This window comes from Mesorhizobium prunaredense, from assembly GCF_900156895.1.
GTDB classification, from domain to species: domain Bacteria; phylum Pseudomonadota; class Alphaproteobacteria; order Rhizobiales; family Rhizobiaceae; genus Mesorhizobium; species Mesorhizobium prunaredense.
The window spans coordinates 106,094-123,092 of record NZ_FTPD01000017.1 but is presented as its reverse complement, the minus strand read 5'-3'; the positions used below and the strand labels follow the sequence as shown (position 1 = coordinate 123,092).

The following is a 16,999-nucleotide window of genomic DNA, read 5'->3' as shown; positions in this document are numbered from 1 at the left end:
GAAGGCGCAAAATTCTGTCGGGGCACTCGGTGGGCAGTGATGCTGTTGGCACGACCTCTCTCAAATCGTCCGCGCATGTAAAAGCGGCCGGGTGGGGCCGGGGCTTGAGCACGCTACTGCGCATTACGCGCATGAATTTGAGGCACCCGTGGCAGGTCGCGTTAGCTATCGGTTCGACGATGGTAGCCGTAATCCTGCAGTTGCTCATTCCCCAGCTTCTCGGCCGGGCTGTCGACCAGACCCAGGTAGCCATCGGGGGCGGTGTCACGGTGACGGCTGCAGAACAAGCCCTTTGGACTCCTGCTCTCCTGCTGCTCGGCGCGAGTACGCTACGCGGCCTCTTTACGATGGCGCAAAACTACTTTGCCGAAGCCGTCGGGCACCACGTCGCGTACGAACTGCGGCTTGCTTGTTACGACAAGGTCCAGCGCCTGAGCTTTTCCTTTCACGACCGGGTGCATTCAGGCGACCTGATCACTCTCGGCATCCTCGATCTCGACGGCGTGCGGATGTATTTTTCCACCGTCCTGGTTCGCTTGCTTCTGCTCACTATGCTGATCGGGATCGGCGCCTACATGATGATCTCAACCGACCCGGTGCTCGGTCTCATCGCGCTAAGCTTCGTGCCTTTCGTAGCCTGGCGATCGTCGGTCACGCAGCTTAAGCTACGCGTCATCTGGCTCGACCTGCAGGAGCGGCTTTCCGTCCTAGGCCGCGTGATGGAGGAAAATCTCGCGGGCATCCGCGTTGTCCGGGCGTTTTCGGCACAAGCCTATGAAATGGTAAAGTTCGACCGCGCCTCGAAAAACGCGCTCAAACTCGCCCACGAGCAGGTTGACGTTTACGTGCCCAATACGTCGGCAATGACCCTGGCCTTCTTTTTCGCCATGGGGTTGGTCCTCTGGATCGGTTGCAACAAGGTCATCGCCGGCCAGATCAGCGTTGGGACGCTCACGATGTTCCTGGCCTTCATGACGATCCTGCAAATGCCCGTCCGCCAGATCGGTCTGATGGTCAACGGCTTCGCCCGCGCCTACACTTGCGGTTCGCGCCTCTTCGGTCTGCTCGACCAGGACATCACGATCAGGGATGCTTCCACCGCCAGACCGCTTGAGATCGGGGAAGGCACTCTGCGCTTCGACAATGTCTCGTTTGCATATCCCGGCACCGGAAACCGCGCCATTCTGAAGAATATCACCTTTAGCGCCCGTAGGGGCGAGACGATCGCGATCGTGGGTCCGCCGGGTTCGGGAAAATCGACAATGGCTCACCTGATCCCCCGCTTTTACGATGTCACTGGGGGCACCATCATGCTTGACGGGCAGGACATCCGCGGGGTTACCCTCGCCACGCTTCGCCAGGCGGTCGCCGTCGTACAGCAAGATGCATTCCTGTTCACTACCACGATCGAGAACAACATCGCCTATGGCGACCCCTGGGCGAAGGCACAGCGGATCGAGCGCGCTAGCGAATCCGCCCAGTTGCACAATTATATTCTTGGCCTCCCCGCGGGCTACAAGACGGTCGTCGGCGAACGTGGCGCCTCTCTCTCTGGCGGCCAGCGCCAGCGTCTCACCATAGCTCGCACGATGATGTTGCGCCCATCAATCGTCATTTTCGACGACGCAACGGCCGCGATCGACGCCGCCACTGAGCAGCGCATCCGCGCGGCGATACGGCGTTTCGCCAAGGATAGGGTCACGATCATCATCGCCCACCGGCTCAGTTCGCTCAAGCACGCCGACCGGATCCTGTTTGTCGACAATGGCGAGATCGTGGAACGCGGCACCCATCAGGAGCTTTTGGCCCAGTGCGGGCGCTATAAGGCCCTTCATGATCTTCAGTTGCGCCCGGAAGATGACATTGCGACCACGTACAGAGGCGCGCCCTGATGGCCAAGGTGCACGCCAGCGAAATCGAAACCGAACCCCATGACAGCGGTAGGCGCCCCCCGCGCGCGGTTGTCGGCTCCCACCGCGTCGAGGAGGAGATGTTCGGCCGGGCTTTCGACAAGAAGATCATTCGCCGCATCTGGGCCTTCGTTCGCCCCTACCGAGCCATGGCAGTCGCCTCGGTTGCCGCATTGCTGGTTTTCACTGGCACGCAGCTTCTCATCCCGCTGATCATCCGCTACGCGATCGACCACGCCATAACTCCGGCAGGCGTTGATCGCTCGGCCGTTCTCGCGGCAGCCGGCGCGTTTGCGCTCGCCATTCTGGTTAATTTCGCCGCCGCCTACGCGCAGGAAACCGTGGTGGGGAAAATGGCCGAGAACGTCCTCTTCGACATCCGGTGCGCAATGTTTATCCATCTGCAGAAGGTATCGCTCTCCTTCATGGACAAGACCGAGGTCGGACGACTGATGTCCCGCCTTCAAGGCGACGTCAACTCTATCCACGAATTCCTCGAAACCTCTATCTACTCCGTAGGCGATATCGCGCTTCTCTTCGGCATCATGTTCGTAATGCTGTGGGTCAACTTCAGCCTCGGCTTCCTGACGCTCTCGGTCTTGCCGGCCCTGTTGATGATCCGCATCGTTTGGCTGCCGCGTGCCCGCGAGGCCTTCATGGCTGCACAGGAGACCAACTCAGTCGTCAACGGCGCGTTGGCCGAAGCCATTCACGGCGTGCGAACCGTCCAGTCGATGGACCGCCAGCAGGTAAACTTCCTACTGTATGACGACAAAGCACATGCCGACCTCAGGACACACCTGGTCGCTGCCAGGTATGCACAGGTCATGGTGCCGATCGTCGATGGCCTCACCGGTCTCGCCATGGCCGTCGTCATTGTGGTCGGAGGCTCCACGATCGTGAATGGCGGCATCGATGTGGGGGTATTGGTTGCCTACATATTTTATATCCAACGCTTCTTTGACCCAATTCGCTCACTTACTGCGCAATATTCCGTCATGCAGCGCGCAATGGCCTCCGGCAAGCGCCTGACCGATGTGCTCGACGTCAGGATCGAGATCCAGGACAAACCGGATGCCAGGATCCTTGCGCCCGAAATGGACGGCTCGGTCGAGTTCAGGAACGTCACGTTCGGCTACGAGCCCAACCATCCGGTGCTGAAAAACGTCTCCTTCCGGGTCAATCCCGGCGAGACGGTCGCCCTAGTCGGGCCGACCGGCTCTGGCAAATCGAGCGCGATGGCCCTCGTCCACCGCTTCTATGATGCTCAGCAAGGCCAAGTGATGGTCGGCGGACATGATGTGCGCGATCTCACACAGGAATCGCTCGGCAACCAGATCGCCATGGTGCTGCAGGAGCCGTTTCTGTTCACCGGGACGATCTTCGAGAACATCCGCTACCACAAGACGGAAGCCACGCGGGACAAAGTGATCGGGGCCGCCAAGGTGGTCGGAGCCCACGATTTCATCATGAGCCTTCCCGACAGGTATGAAACTCAACTCGGCGAACGCGGCGGCAATCTTTCTCTCGGCCAGCGCCAGCTTGTCAGTTTCGCCCGCGCTCTCGTCGCCGACGCCAAGATCCTTGTTCTTGACGAGGCCACCGCCAGCATCGACAGCTACACGGAAATGCTGATCCAGAAGGCTCTCAGAAAGCTCCTTGAAGGCCGGACTGGGCTTGTCATCGCTCACCGCCTCGCCACAATCCGGGGTGCCGATCGTATCATCGTGCTTCAGAACGGCCAGGTTATTGAGACCGGCAACCATGACAAACTGATGGCTATGGGCGGGCTCTATTCCAAACTCTACAATCTGAACTACTCGTCATTCGACGACATTCCCGTAGAGGAAGCCGATCCGACCGGACAAGCCGCCTCTCGTACCTGATGCTGCTTGCGAGCGGTATCTGACCGTCCAGGGGCACCGGCGAAAGCGCGGACAGCGGTTGCGTTAAATCCCGGACGGCCATGGGAACCTGATCACTACCGGCCAGACGGCAAGTCGTGGCTGGCCGGCGCCTTCGGCCGGGAAGCAGTAGGACTCGAACGTTTCGTGCTCTATGTGCGCGTGGCACTGTTCGAGGATTGCGCTCGCCCATCTCGTCGGACGCTTCCCCCGCCTCGTCGACAAACTCACCCGCACGCAACTGCTCGTCCTCGATGGCCCACTCCCCTACCGGGCAACAGCGCTCGCATCTGTGCGAATTCGTCGAGGAACGATATCGCCGCTCCGCCCGTGTCCCGATGGCCAGATGGCCAGATGGCATTACCTCATCGCACACCCACCGTCGCCGACGCCATTCTCGAACGTTTCGTGCATAACGCACACCGCACACCGCATGGTGCTCCAGGGCGACAGCTAAACCGACCTCAAAACGGCGAAAGCAACCATCCGTGAACGCAAAGGCACCCAAGGAAGTCCAAGATATGGAATAGTCCTGATCTGGAAAGCCGGGGTCGCAGCTACAGTAGACCGCCAGAAAGCTCTTGTTCCTTTGGGACAGCGGTCGGGTTGAAGTGTACAACCGCATCCTTTCCATCGCCAATGAAGCTAAAGGGGAACTCGGGCGCGGCCGGGTCGGGACGCCTCTGCTTTTTACTCTTTTCCGATTTGGAAGTTTGGCGGAAGAACTCCCGTGAGACGTGCCCAAGCGACGGGATGATTGGGCGCTCGCCATTGAACCAGCGCTCGATTGAAACGATCTGCAATCTGGGCAAGTGACCGTGGGCGGTATCGACAAAGCCGAAGGACGCGGCTTCCGACCGCATGTCGCGCGTGGGTTCTCGAAGGCAGATGAACAAGCCCATCTCCGCGCGTTCACGATCGATGACAGCTTTGAACTCGCGCACATCTTTGGTTCCGATGTGCTGACCGCCTTTGACGGACGTTAGCACACGTCCCCACCCGCGCGGCCCGTTCATAAAATACATTTGACCGTCGATGCCACGATCCGGGCCCTTCCGAATCTCCTTTAGCGCTTGGACGCCGACCAGATAATTGGCCCACCATTGAAATTGGTATTTGTCGCGCTCGGCGAGACGGGCAGCACTGGCGAAGTCGCGGGGGATGCCGCCCAGATCGTAGCTGACCGTTCCAGGCATATCGGCCAGGCGGTCTTCAATCACTCGGATGGCATGGTACGCCACATCAATACCGATCCACCTACGACCGGCCAACTGAGCAGCAGCGATGGTGGTTCCGCAGCCGCAGAATGGATCCAGTACTACCCCACCCTCATTGGCCGAAGAACGGAGTATCCTATCTAACAGCGCGACAGGCTTCTGGGTGGGATAGTGCAATCTTTCCGCTGCTCGATTGTGAAGCGGCTTGATGTCGGTCCAAATGTCCTGGAGGGCGACCCCTGGCAGATCCTCGGGATACTGCCGGAGCCGGGGCATACCGCCTTCTTTTTTCGGCCAGTGAACCTTCCCAGCGAGATCAAGGGCGTCGAGTTGGTCGGGCGAGGTCGACCAGTGCCGTCCCTTGGCGGTGATATCTATCCCGCGCCAAGGCTTGCCAGTCTCCCCGTTTCTTTTGCCTGCACCGGTGAGATCAGTGCGCTTCCACCGCCTGCCGTCGGCATCCTCTTGATCGAAGAAAGTGTCTAAATATTCTACGTCATAAGGTTGATATTGAGCGTTCCAGCAATGTCGTTCTCCCCGCGAATAGAAAAGCAAAACGTCATGGATCGGTCCATAACGCCGTGCACTGCTATGGGCGCTGGTCCTCTTCCAAATCACCTCGTTTAGAAAATTCGTGGGACCAAAAATCGCATCAAGGATGATCTTAAGATAATGGCTCGCTGTTGGATCGCAGTGCAGATACAGGCTTCCCGTTGGCTTTAGAACACGTCGCAATTCATGCAGCCGCTGAGCCATCATAACCAAGTAGGCCATCATATCGCTGTCACCAAGCGCAGCATGCAGGGCATGAACAATGGAAGTGACACTGCCGCCTGTGTGCATAATCTCATCGAAAGCCCACTTGGCCTCTGGTCCCCAAGTCCATGTATCTCGGAAAGCCTCTACCTGAGCGCTTGCGGCATCTACGTCTGGAGTTCGGAAGAGCACATTGTAATTTGCCTGGCTGTTAAACGGCGGATCTAGGTAGACAAGATCGACGCTTTCGTCTGCAATTTCTTCTCGCAGAATCGTCAAATTATCTCCGAACCAAAGCTGGTTTTTCATCTCGGTCCCCACCGTTGCGAGAGATACTTTGCAGGAACTTCACTGACAAGCAGTTAACCATGACCCAGCCGGTGGATCAGGTGTTCAGCCGCTGCCCACGGACGCTAGCAGCAGCCGGACAGTCAGCGGCTCACCCAAAAGGGCAATCGCCAGAAATGCCCCGATAAACGGCGCGGGCGAATAATAAGCGCCGCTTCGATGCGAATGATTGTTGCTCATCGAGCCGTCCCAAAAAACATCGAAGGCGGCAATCTACACCCCACCTTTCCAGCGCAACAGCCGCATGGCGTTGGCTGTCACCAGCACCGTCGCGCCTGTGTCGGCGAGAATGGCGGGCCACAGGCCGGTGATGCCGACTACGGTCGTCACCAGGAACACCGCCTTCAGCCCCAACGCCATGGTGATGTTCTGCTTGATGTTGGCCATGGTCGCCTGAGACAGTTTTATCATCGCCGCGACATCGCCGACGCGGCCATGCAGCACCGCCGCATCTGCCGTCTCCAGGGCGACATCGGTGCCGCCGCCCATGGCAATGCCGATGTCGGCCGCGGCGAGCGCCGGCGCATCGTTGATGCCGTCGCCGACCTTAGCGACCGTCAGCCCCTGCCCTTTCAACTCGCCGACAATGCTCTGCTTGTCTTCGGGCAGCAGTTCCGAGCGCACCTCGATATCGAGGTGCTTGCCGATTGCTGCCGCCGTGCGCTGGTTGTCGCCAGTCAGCATGACAGTCCTGATGCCTACATCGGTGAGCGCCTTGAGGCCGGCCTGCGCGTCCGGCCGAGGCTCGTCGCGCATGGCGATAAAACCGGCCAGCACATCGTTGATCAGCAGCACCGACACCGACTTGCCCTGGTCATTGAGTTTGGCGATGCGGGCCGCCTGCTCGGCCGGCAGCGCGACCTTCTCGCCTCCAGCGATCGGCGAGCCCAGGAAGACGTTCTTACCGCCAATGCGACCGACGACGCCTTTGCCGCCGAGCGCCTTGGCCTCCGCCGCTGGCGGCACCGGCACGCGATCGGCCTTGGCCTTTCGCAGGATAGCCCGGGCCAACGGATGACCCGATCCGGTTTCGAGTGCAGCGGCCAGCGACAGCACCTCTTTTTCGCTGATCCCGATGGCCACGACATCCGTCACCACGGGCTTGCCTTCAGTCAGCGTCCCGGTCTTGTCCAAAGCCACGGCGGTGATCTTGCCCAAGCCTTCCAGCACCGCGCCGCCTTTCATTAAAAGACCACGCCTGGCGCCGGCCGAGAGCGAGGCGGCGATTGCCGCCGGCACCGATATGACGAGCGCGCAGGGGCAGCCGATGAGCAGCAGCGCCAGGCCTTTGTAGATCCATTCGTTCCAGTCGCCGCCGAAGGCCAGCGGCGGGACGACGGCCACCAGAGCCCCCACGGCGACGACGGCGGGCGTATACCAGCGTGAGAAACGGTCGATGAAGCGTTCCGTCGGCGCCTTGCTTTCCTGGGCCTCCTCGACCAGCTTGACGATGCGGGCGATGGTGTTGTCGGACGCCGCAGCCGTGACGGTGATGCGCAACACGCCGTCGCCATTGATGGTGCCGGCGAATACGTCCGCGTCGACGCCCTTGCGCACCGGCACGCTTTCCCCCGACACCGGCGATTCATCGATGGCGCTTTCGCCCTCGATGATCTTGCCGTCGGCTGGAATGCGATCGCCCGGCCGCACCAGAATGACGGCGCCAACCCCAAGGGCTTCGGCCGGAACTTCGCGCGTGGCGCCATTCTCCTCCAGGAATGCCGTCTTGGGCACCAGCGTGGTCAGCGCCTGGATGCTGGAGCGCGCCTTGCCGGCGGCCACGCCTTCCAGCAACTCGCCGACGAGGAACAGGAAGACCACGGTGGCGGCTTCCTCGCCGGCACCGATGATGACGGCGCCGATCGCCGCGATGGTCATCAGCATTTCGATGGTGAAGGGAATGCCGGCGAGCGCGGCCATCACAGCTCGCCGTGCAATCGGCACCAGTCCGATCAGCATGGCGGCAATGAAAAGCCAGACGCCGGTGGCCGGCCAGAAATAGTGAATAGCAAAAGCTGCGGCCAATGCGGCGCCGCTGGCGATGCTCAGCCGGCCTTTGGCGCTGTTCCACCACGGCCCCGTGGCCGGCGTGTGGTCGTGGCCATGCAAGCTCTCCACGTCGTCGTGGCCATCTTGGGCTGTGCCGGCAAGGTCGCGGCCAGCATGGTCGTGGCCAGCGTGGTCATGGCCGCCTTTGGTGCCGTGCCCGGCCGGTTTGGCATTCTGTCCGGCTTCGCTCGTGAGCTGAGCCACAGAATAGCCGAGGCCCGTCACCTTCTTTTCGATCGCGGCGAGGTCGCTTTCGGCAGCGTGCCGGACGGTCATGGTGCCGGCAGTGACCGAGACGTTCACATCCTGGACGCCATGCATGCGCCGCACCGCGCTATCGATTTTCGTCGCGCAGCCGGCACAATCCATGCCTTCAACGCGATAACGGGTTTGTGCGGCGGTTGCAGCCATCGTCTCACTCCTTGAACCATTCCAGCGGCACGCTACATTCTCTAGCGACTAGAGGAGCAAGCGAAAAATGATGCGCAGTGTCCCGATTGGCGAGGCGGCACGACAGAGCGGCGTGAAAGTGCCGACCATCCGCTACTATGAACATATCGGCCTGCTGCCCGCGCCGAAGCGCAGCGAGGGCAATCGACGGCACTATGAGACGAGCGATTTGCGCCGGCTGGCGTTTATTCGCCATTCACGCGAGTTGGGGTTCGACATCGAAGCCATCCGCACCCTGCTGACGTTGCAGGATAATCCCAGCCAGCCCTGCGCCACGGCCGACACCATAGCCCAGGCGCGGCTGGCCGACGTCGTTCAGCGGATACGCAGCCTCACGGCATTGAAGGCCGAACTGGAACTCATGGTCGAAGGCTGCCGGCACGGGAAGGTCGGCGAATGCCGGGTGATTGAGGTGCTGGCCGATCACAGCCAATGCGAACACGCCCGGCACTGACTGGACCCGATCTCGAACGATCTAACCATTCGTGAGCCGGCCTTTCCGCCACCATCCAGGTCATGAGGCGCGACTGCACGGCGAGGTGATGATTTTGACCGCGGCTAAGCCACGAGCTGAAGTGCGGCTTGCACCGCGGCGATTGTCCGGAATCGGTAGCAGCGGCCCTCTATTCCTTTGCATCGGCGCGTCACAAGGACGTGATTTTCTTTGCCCATGTAATAAACCAGATGGGCCAGACCGAAGGTGATTTTGAGATTGGCGAAGCGGCACCGCCGATGCGTTGGCCGTTATCGCTTCGGTCGCCAGAAGTGCCATGAAGATTGCCGAAACTTGAAGATAAAAAAGCGCTGGGACCGCAACCGTTGCCCTGAAATTCTCAGCGAAATGCAGACGGACCCGTTTAAGTGGGACTTGGTGCGCTCAGGCTTTGCCCAGCGCGATCCTGAATTCATAGACCTTTTTGCTCAAAACTTTGCACGTGTCGCTGCGCGAGTAAGGTGGCAATAAATCTGTGCTGCGGTTTACCTGCGGTCATCCAGAATGTTCAGGGCGTAACGCGTGTGTCGCCGTTCGCCAGTTCTTATCATCGCGCCCTTGGAAACGAGGTCTTGCAGATCTCTTGTCGCCGTCGCGCGCGATGCTTGAGTGATGGCGATATAATTCTCGGCGCTGAGCCCTCCTATGAACCCGTCGATGCCTTCGCGGAACATTCGGGCGATGACCTTTTCCTGCCGCTCGTTGAACTGGTTTCGGTAGCGTTCGTAAAACTTGGCTTTAGCTACGGAGAATTCGACGCGGACCAGCGTTACGCGTTGCGCTTCAAGGATCGTGTTGGCAAAGTAGAGCAGCCAATTTGTTACCGCGTTGCTCTTATTGCTGGCCTGCAGGTTGTCGTAGTAGGCCTTGCGGTGGCGTTCGATCGTGTATGCCAAAGCGATGAGACTTGGCTCCCCCAGGCTTTGAGCAAGCGCCTTTTCGCAGAGGGTACGTCCTATGCGGCCGTTGCCATCCTCAAATGGGTGGATGCTCTCGAAATAAAGGTGCGCGATACCGGCTCGCGTCAACGCCGGGAGCGGCGTCTTACCTTTAGGCGCGGTATCGTTGAACCAAGCGGTGAAAGCATCCATTTCGGCTTTTACCCGCGCTGAGGGAGGTGCCTCGAAATGCACTTTGGGCTTATCCAGCCGATTGGAAACGATCTGCATGACGCCGGCATGCTGGCGGTAATTGCCAATGGTCTCAATACGCCGTTCCCCCGACATCACCATCTTGTGCCAAGCGTAGAGAGTGCGATGCGAGAGGACATGGCCAAAATGTAAATACACGTCGGCCATCATCTCCGCGATGCCGCGCTCGGCAGGCGGAATGCGCCTGTTCTCGCTGCCCAGCCCAAGTTGCTGGCGCAGGGATGATTGCAGGCTCTCGCGGTTGAGGTATTCCCCTTCAATCGCGGATGTCTTCAAGGCCTCTTCACTGATAAGATCGATGCGTATCTGGTCGCGATCGTCAGAACCGACGTGCCGAAAGACACCCAGGAACTCACCCGATCGCAGCAGGAATTCGCTTTCCAGCGGTTCCAATTCTTCCTTATCGTAGGTAAAATGCGGCCAGTCAGCCTGCTCCCAATTCCATACCATGAGTTATAGCGCACCTTTCTATAACTCATAGTGCCTTAAATAATGAGCTATAGCAAACTTCTCTATGCCCAGAAACCGGGGCTTTGCCCTGGTACGCACAGGTTCGCCCTCTCTTGCGAAACGAAATCGGGGCGATTTCTTAATCGGCAGGCCGGTCGCTCCAAGTAACTAGGGCCCCCACAAGCGTGCGCGCCCTCCACCCACACACCACGCACTATATCGGCATCATGCGCGGGACCGGGGAGGTGATGGTGCGCCGGAGAAAAATTCAACTTCGAACGCGGAACGCGCATTTCACGTCAGGTAACTCGAGCCATGATTTCAGATTGGATCGTCCTTGCGGTGTATAGCGAAGCGTCTAAGGACAGATTCCCAAATGCAAGTTGGCAAAGTAGATAATTAGCACCGGCCTCTTCGAGCTGATCAAGAAGAGCTTGTCGCGCAGAAGATGCCGTTCCTACCACGCACAATTCGCTCTCGATTGCTGCATCCAAGCTCAGCGGCAGATTTGGCGGCGTCTGGAGCGCATTGAGGTCGTAGAGGAACCTGAAGCTCTTGAGCCATCGTTCGTAAGCGGGTGCCGCGAGCGCATATGCATCTGTTTCCGATCGCGCGATCACGACCATGCGGAGCATTCCAAGAAATGGCCCTCGCTCGTCCGCGTCGGCACTGCGCTCCCGGCAGGCTCGGAATGCATCCGTAATTCTTCGAACCGAAGAGGCAGGTCCTAGGCATGCGATGTTGGCGCCACTTGCAGCGGCCCAGCTGGCCGACTCGGGTCTATTGGTGGCGATCCATGTCGGTGGATGGGGGCGCTGATGAGATCTCAGCGTCAAAGGGACGTCATTCAGCTCAAAATGGCGGCCGCGATAGGACAGCGTGTCGCCCTTCATCGCCTTGATAAGGATTTCGCTGGCTTCCGCATAGTGACCTGGCGCCGCCTCCGCAGCAATCCCGAAGTAACCCAGTTCGACTGGAAGAGAGCCGCGCCCTATACCCAGTTCGACTCTGCCACCACTCAACTGGTCCAGCATGCAGATCTCCTCGAACGCACGCAGTGGATGATAAAGGGCAAGGAGCATTACCATCGGGCCGACGCGCAGGTGCCGGGTGCGCTGGACGACGCTGGATAAGAACAGATTCGGCGATGGGCCCCTCCCGTGCGGAGTGCAGTGGTGCTCTGCCAGATGATATGCATAGAAGCCAAGCTGATCGCACGCCTCTGCTAAACTCAGGCGATCGGCGTATTGCCGGGCAATCTCGCAGCCGTCCTCGTCCAGATGGTCGAATATGCCGATGGTCAGGCCCCGGGGGAAGGCATTCTTCACGAATTTTCTCCAACTCTTTGCAACGGTTCGTGGCTCGCAATGGTGCAAGCAAATTCAAATTATCGGCGCGCTTAATGGCCGGGGAACTATCGATTGGTTAAGGCAGGAGCAGCGGCCGCTGACGGCCGGCAAAGCGGGATAGTTTCCTTCGCCGTTCCAGCTATGTCGCTGGCGGCCTCAAGAAATTCATCCATCTCATCTTTTGTGCCGATGCTAATGCGGATGTAATTTTCCAAACCTGCATCAGGAAAGAAGGCAACGAGTATCTTTTGCCTTTCCAAGGCTGCTTGCCACCATGAGCCTTCCTGCCCCGCTGGCACACGTGCTAGCAGGAAATTTGCGTGGGAAGGTATTACGGAAAATCCGAGTTTTGACAGCGCCATCGTCACTCGCTGTCTTTCATGCTTGATGTGCTTGTGGTTCTCGGCATAGGCGCCTCGGTGCCCAAGGACGCTGATACCAACCGCATGGCCGATCACATTCATGTTGAAGACGTTCTGAAGATTTCGCAGCCTGCCAATGACTTCAGGGTGACCAAGTCCGAAACCGACGCGAATGCCGGCGGTGGCATAGCTTTTCGAGAACGTTCTCAAGACCAGGAGATTCGGATAACAATTGATGAGATGCAGACCATTATCCGGTGCAAAATCGACGTAGGCCTCATCCAAGACAATCATGCGGTCTGATTGTGATACTAAACGTTCGATATCGGCCACCGGAACAAACGTTCCGGTCGGATTGTTCGGATTAGCCAGCAGAATGAATTTGGCATCTTTTGCAGGCGCCAAAAGCAATTGTTCTACGGGCAAGGAATGATCTTGGCCCCATTCGACTTCGACAAATTGAGCACCCTGCAAACTGGCAAGTTTGCGGTTGAACGAAAACCCGGGCGACATCATCGCCACGCTGTCTCCTGGAACCAGGAAAGCTCTGTAAATAAGCCCAAGCAGTTCAGACGATCCGTTTCCGGCGATCACCTGATCCTTGGAGACGCCGTAGGCTTCAGAAGCTGCTTGCCTCAAGCTGACGTTGTCGTCTTCTGGATATAGATACTGCCGTTCGAGAGCCGCCATTGCACTCTGCATTATGACTGTCGGCAGCGGAAACGGGTTCTCGTTCGTATTTAGCTTGACGCAACTCGCATCCGGCGCCGGTTTGTCGGATAGCAGAACATCTAACTGTCTCGCCACTTGCGAGAGAGAGGAAAGCACAGTTCCGAGTTTTGCATCCGACATGATTTTTTCTCCGTTTCAGTCCCAGTGCATCCGGCACGGGCTGGTGATATCGAGACATGGCTTGGACCATCGATGATAGCGCTGCCTTCAAACCCAGGTGCGTCGTGAAGCCGACAGCTCCGCGGGGTCAGCCGGACTGTGCGATTGGATCGAAAGTTGGCACTGACGTGAGGTCCCCATCACCCGTTTCCAGGGGCACAAGCACGGTCCCCGCTACTCGCTTCGGTCGTTAGCTTCAAAGACGCTTGATCTCGATGCCGTATTTCCTCAACATGTAGCCAATCTGGCGGGGCGTCAGTCCAAGCAGGCGTGCCGCCTTTGCCTGCACCCAGCCACATCTTTCCATGGCCTCGATGACACGTTCAGCATCGGTCATTCTTGCACCATTTAACTGGACTGCCCCGGCAGGGCCAAGCGGCGGCTGACTTGTGATCTCAGGCGGGACTGCGACGGCGGCAGCAGCGGGCGGTATGGCCGCAACCGCTGGCAGCGGCACGATCGGCGGGGATTGCAGCGCGATTTTGCCAAATCTGCTCTTGTGCAGCGCCTCGGCGAAGCATTTGCCCTGGCAGCATGCAAAGTCGCCTCTCCCGATTGATGGTCCCGCCGCCAGAACTGCTGTCCGATACACGCAATTTTCGAGCTCGCGAATGTTGCCGGGAAAATCACAGTTTATCAGGACTTCAATCGCACTGGGATCGAAGGTCAGCATCCGGCCGTTCTCACCGTTGAAATTCTTGAGAAACTCAGCGGCGAGTAGCGGAATATCACTGCGCCTTTCGCGTAGCGCTGGCACCAGCAAGGGAACCACACTGATGCGGTAATAGAGGTCGGCACGGAACTCGTTTCTGGCAACCGCCTCTTCCAGGTTCTTGTTCGTGGCGGCAATGATGCGAACATCGACTTTAATGGTCTGGTTGCCGCCGACGCGCTCAAACTCCTGCTCCTGCAGCACGCGCAAGAGCTTTGCCTGGAAAGAGGCCGAAATCTCGCCGATCTCGTCCAGGAACAGCGTCCCCTTGTCGGCGAGCTCAAAGCGCCCCTTGCGTGAGTTGAACGCGCTGGTGAATGCACCCTTCTCATGACCGAACAATTCGGATTCCAGGACTGTCTCGGGCAGCGCCGCGCAATTGAGCTTGATGAAGGGCCGCTTGGCGCGCGGCGACAACTCGTGGATAGCCTTGGCGACCAGCTCCTTGCCGGTACCGGATTCGCCTCGCAACAGAACCGCAATCTTAGCCTTAGCTACGACCGCGACTTTCTCAAGCAGACCGCGCAACGCCAAACTGTCGCCAATCATCCCCTCAACGTGAATCTTGTTACGCTGCCGGGCCGGATGCTTCTGCTTTGGCAGCAAATCCTGCTGTGCCATCGGTTGCTCGGGGTCGCCGTCGAAAGAGCGATGCGACTTGACTGTCTGTCCTACCAGGTTGGCGATTAGGGGAAGCAGACAGAGGTTGTAATCGAGCCAAACTCTTGAGCCATTGTCCAGTACGTGGTCGATGGTCAGCGTGCCCACGACATTCGCATCGACGCGGATGGGAACGCCGACGAAGGACACTGGTATGTTTTCGGAGACCCCAAGCACCTCCATGTCGGCGGCGGTGAAAGCCGAATGAACCGCGATGTTCTCGGTGGCCAGAGGCGTGTCCGTGGCCACAATATGGTCGATTGCCTTCCGCGGCAGATACGTCCGGCAGCGCTCACCGCAGCTCTCGGTCCAGCCGGCGCCTACGGTGATTTCCAGTTCGCCATCACTATCGAAGAGAGAGATGATGCCGTGCCGCATCTGCAGAAACGATCGCAGGAGGTCTACGACCTTGGCCAGCGTGACTTCGAGCCCGGAGGGGGCGGTGAGTGCTTTCACTATTTCCCATATGCCAGCAAGCACGCTCGCGCGCGACGGCAGAATAGCGGATTCTGAGTCATCCCTTTTCCCGTCATGAAGCGACGAGCAGCATGGCGGCGTCTGCCCAGCATTTTCTTCAGGTTGGCCATTATTGTCCCGGTCTAGCATGTCATCCTCGATCTCGGGCCGCGAAAGCAACGCCGCGCCATCTGAACCTGCGACGCCCCCCCGGGCGTAGAGGCCTCGTCAAGTGGCATCGAGGCCCGAGCCACCGATGGCCGGCACCAGCAAGAGTTTCTTCGCCCCGCGGGCCACCGCATGATTGGCGCGCTTGCTCGCTCGTAGGAGCCGCTCATCGAAACGCTTGAGACGTCGATACGGATAGTCTGTGACCCGGCGTCACGGCAGCACGCCGACTTCCGCAGCCGGCATACTGGCTGCCATTGGATCAAAAGTGGGTCACGGTTTTGGGCGTCGGTCAGGCCGTGATGATCGGCAAGAACGAAAAACGCCGGATGCAATGCTTGAGGCATGGCTTGGCTATCCTTACTGAAGTGGGGCGCGGTTCAGGCTCCTCCCGAGCGCAACCACACGTTGCTCTACAGAGCGGGAACGACGGGGGCTAGTCAATCGAGCTTTCCTTGCATTTGTGAAAGGAAAGTAGGACGACATGACAGAATCCCATCAATTCAGATAGTTGCTCGCAGATCGATGCGAACGGTAGAGATGTTTACCCCGGCGTCTCGGCGGGTGCGCGGCGCGCTGAGCATACCGAGCGCCTGTGCGTGCTTCCAGCGCCCCATCAGGTGGTGCGGAAGCGGTAGCGGCTCGCTGAGTGGATCGCAGCAACCATTCATACCCTCGCTATTGATGCCGTTGACAATAGAACACGCTGCGGCGCATGCCATGGCGCAAAGTTGTCTTCGAGCGCGGCTTATGTTCGTGCTACGAAGCATCTCCTGAATCACACCGTTGCGCCCCAGGACTGGCGGAATCACCGGTCTTCTCCACTGCCCCTTCGAGACGCACTCGGCTGCAACGGGAGCGCGGCGAAGCACGGTTGTGTAGGGAATCCTCCACACCGGTGCGCGGTCAGTCGCAAACAAGACAAAGAAAGGAGGGGCACATCGGGACCCCAGAGATACCGACCGGCGGCCGCTCTGCCGGGCAAAAGCAATGGTTGCAACGCGCCCTTGTTGTATCATCCGTGCTCTACCGACCTATTGCTTCAGACACGGACCATTGCCGGAGCCTTAGGTGCGGAATTTCGCCAAGAATGGAGGCAACCAGTGCGGAAACCCGCACAAGCCTCACTGAAGCTGCGTGACCGAGCGGCGGAATACGCATAATTGGGCGCGGGTTTCCACTTGGCACAACGCTTGCGGCTGAGATGGCAGCAGCGTTTGACCGGAGCGCCGCGATGGGAGAAGCGCGGGAAGGGAGGAGCCCCACCCCGTCCGGTCAGGGAGAGAAAAGCTGTTGGTTCCACCAATCCGAAGCGCGGGTCCCACGCCCCGCAAGGCCTTCTACGCCCAGCTCTACGTGCAGGTGCTTACCGCCATCGCCCTCGGTGTCGCAGTGGGCTATTTCTGTCCGGGGACCGGAGAGGCTCTGAAGCCCCTCGGCGATGCTTTCATCAAGCTCGTGAAAATGATCATCGCACCAGTGATCTTTCTAACCGTCACGACCGGCATTGCCGGCATGAACGACCTCAAAAAGGTTGGCCGGGTCGCCGGCAAGGCGATGATCTATTTCGTCACCTTCTCGAGCCTCGCACTGGTTGTCGGTCTCATAGTCGCAAATGTCGTTCAGCCAGGTGCTGGCCTCAACATTGATCCGGCGTCGCTCGATGTTCAGGC

11 protein-coding genes are annotated in these 16,999 nt (G+C 59.0%); 4 read left to right on the top strand and 7 right to left on the bottom strand.

What is annotated here, in order from left to right:
- Positions 1–29 precede the first annotated feature (29 nt).
- Positions 30–1,892 (top strand): ABC transporter ATP-binding protein, encoded by a 1,863-nt coding sequence (locus BQ8794_RS15025; RefSeq protein ID WP_077378894.1) that lies wholly within the window; start codon positions 30–32, stop codon positions 1,890–1,892.
- Complete coding sequence (locus BQ8794_RS15020) at positions 1,892–3,796, top strand: ABC transporter ATP-binding protein (protein WP_077378891.1); 1,905 nt, start codon at positions 1,892–1,894, stop codon at positions 3,794–3,796. The genes BQ8794_RS15025 and BQ8794_RS15020 overlap by 1 nt, the downstream gene beginning before the upstream one ends.
- Before the next feature lie 575 nt (positions 3,797–4,371).
- Here the strand turns inward: BQ8794_RS15020 and BQ8794_RS15015 are convergent.
- From BQ8794_RS15015 to BQ8794_RS15010, 3 genes are all read right to left on the bottom strand, one after another.
- Positions 4,372–6,096, bottom strand: coding sequence for a site-specific DNA-methyltransferase (locus tag BQ8794_RS15015; protein WP_077378888.1), 1,725 nt, complete (start codon positions 6,094–6,096; stop codon positions 4,372–4,374).
- An 84-nt stretch (positions 6,097–6,180) separates the two neighbouring features.
- Complete coding sequence (locus tag BQ8794_RS37030) at positions 6,181–6,315, bottom strand: hypothetical protein (protein ID WP_280174588.1); 135 nt, start codon at positions 6,313–6,315, stop codon at positions 6,181–6,183.
- A 33-nt stretch (positions 6,316–6,348) separates the two neighbouring features.
- Positions 6,349–8,595 carry a heavy metal translocating P-type ATPase gene (locus BQ8794_RS15010; protein ID WP_077378885.1) on the bottom strand — a complete coding sequence of 749 codons (2,247 nt, stop codon included), beginning with the start codon at positions 8,593–8,595 and terminating at the stop codon, positions 6,349–6,351.
- Between the two features lie 70 nt (positions 8,596–8,665).
- Between BQ8794_RS15010 and BQ8794_RS15005 the strand changes: the two genes are divergently transcribed.
- A complete protein-coding gene (locus tag BQ8794_RS15005; protein ID WP_077379107.1) occupies positions 8,666–9,088 on the top strand; it encodes a MerR family transcriptional regulator in 423 nt (140 codons plus the stop codon).
- Between the two features lie 524 nt (positions 9,089–9,612).
- Here the strand turns inward: BQ8794_RS15005 and BQ8794_RS14995 are convergent.
- The 4 genes from BQ8794_RS14995 to nifA all read right to left on the bottom strand — a co-directional run bounded on the left by BQ8794_RS14995 (position 9,613) and on the right by nifA (position 15,308).
- The gene (locus BQ8794_RS14995) at positions 9,613–10,728 is read right to left on the bottom strand and encodes a Fic family protein (RefSeq protein WP_077378879.1); all 1,116 of its coding nucleotides are present in this window, start codon (positions 10,726–10,728) and stop codon (positions 9,613–9,615) included.
- Between the two features lie 299 nt (positions 10,729–11,027).
- A complete protein-coding gene (locus BQ8794_RS14990) occupies positions 11,028–12,056 on the bottom strand; it encodes an LLM class flavin-dependent oxidoreductase (RefSeq protein WP_077378876.1) in 1,029 nt (342 codons plus the stop codon).
- An 86-nt stretch (positions 12,057–12,142) separates the two neighbouring features.
- Positions 12,143–13,291 (bottom strand): histidinol-phosphate transaminase, encoded by a 1,149-nt coding sequence (hisC, locus tag BQ8794_RS14985; protein ID WP_077378873.1) that lies wholly within the window; start codon positions 13,289–13,291, stop codon positions 12,143–12,145.
- Between the two features lie 235 nt (positions 13,292–13,526).
- Positions 13,527–15,308 carry a nif-specific transcriptional activator NifA gene (gene nifA / locus BQ8794_RS14980; protein ID WP_077379106.1) on the bottom strand — a complete coding sequence of 594 codons (1,782 nt, stop codon included), beginning with the start codon at positions 15,306–15,308 and terminating at the stop codon, positions 13,527–13,529.
- A 1,308-nt stretch (positions 15,309–16,616) separates the two neighbouring features.
- Here nifA and BQ8794_RS36465 point away from each other — a divergent pair.
- A partial coding sequence (locus BQ8794_RS36465) for a cation:dicarboxylate symporter family transporter (RefSeq protein WP_342188138.1) occupies positions 16,617–16,999 on the top strand: 383 nt, incomplete at its 3' end.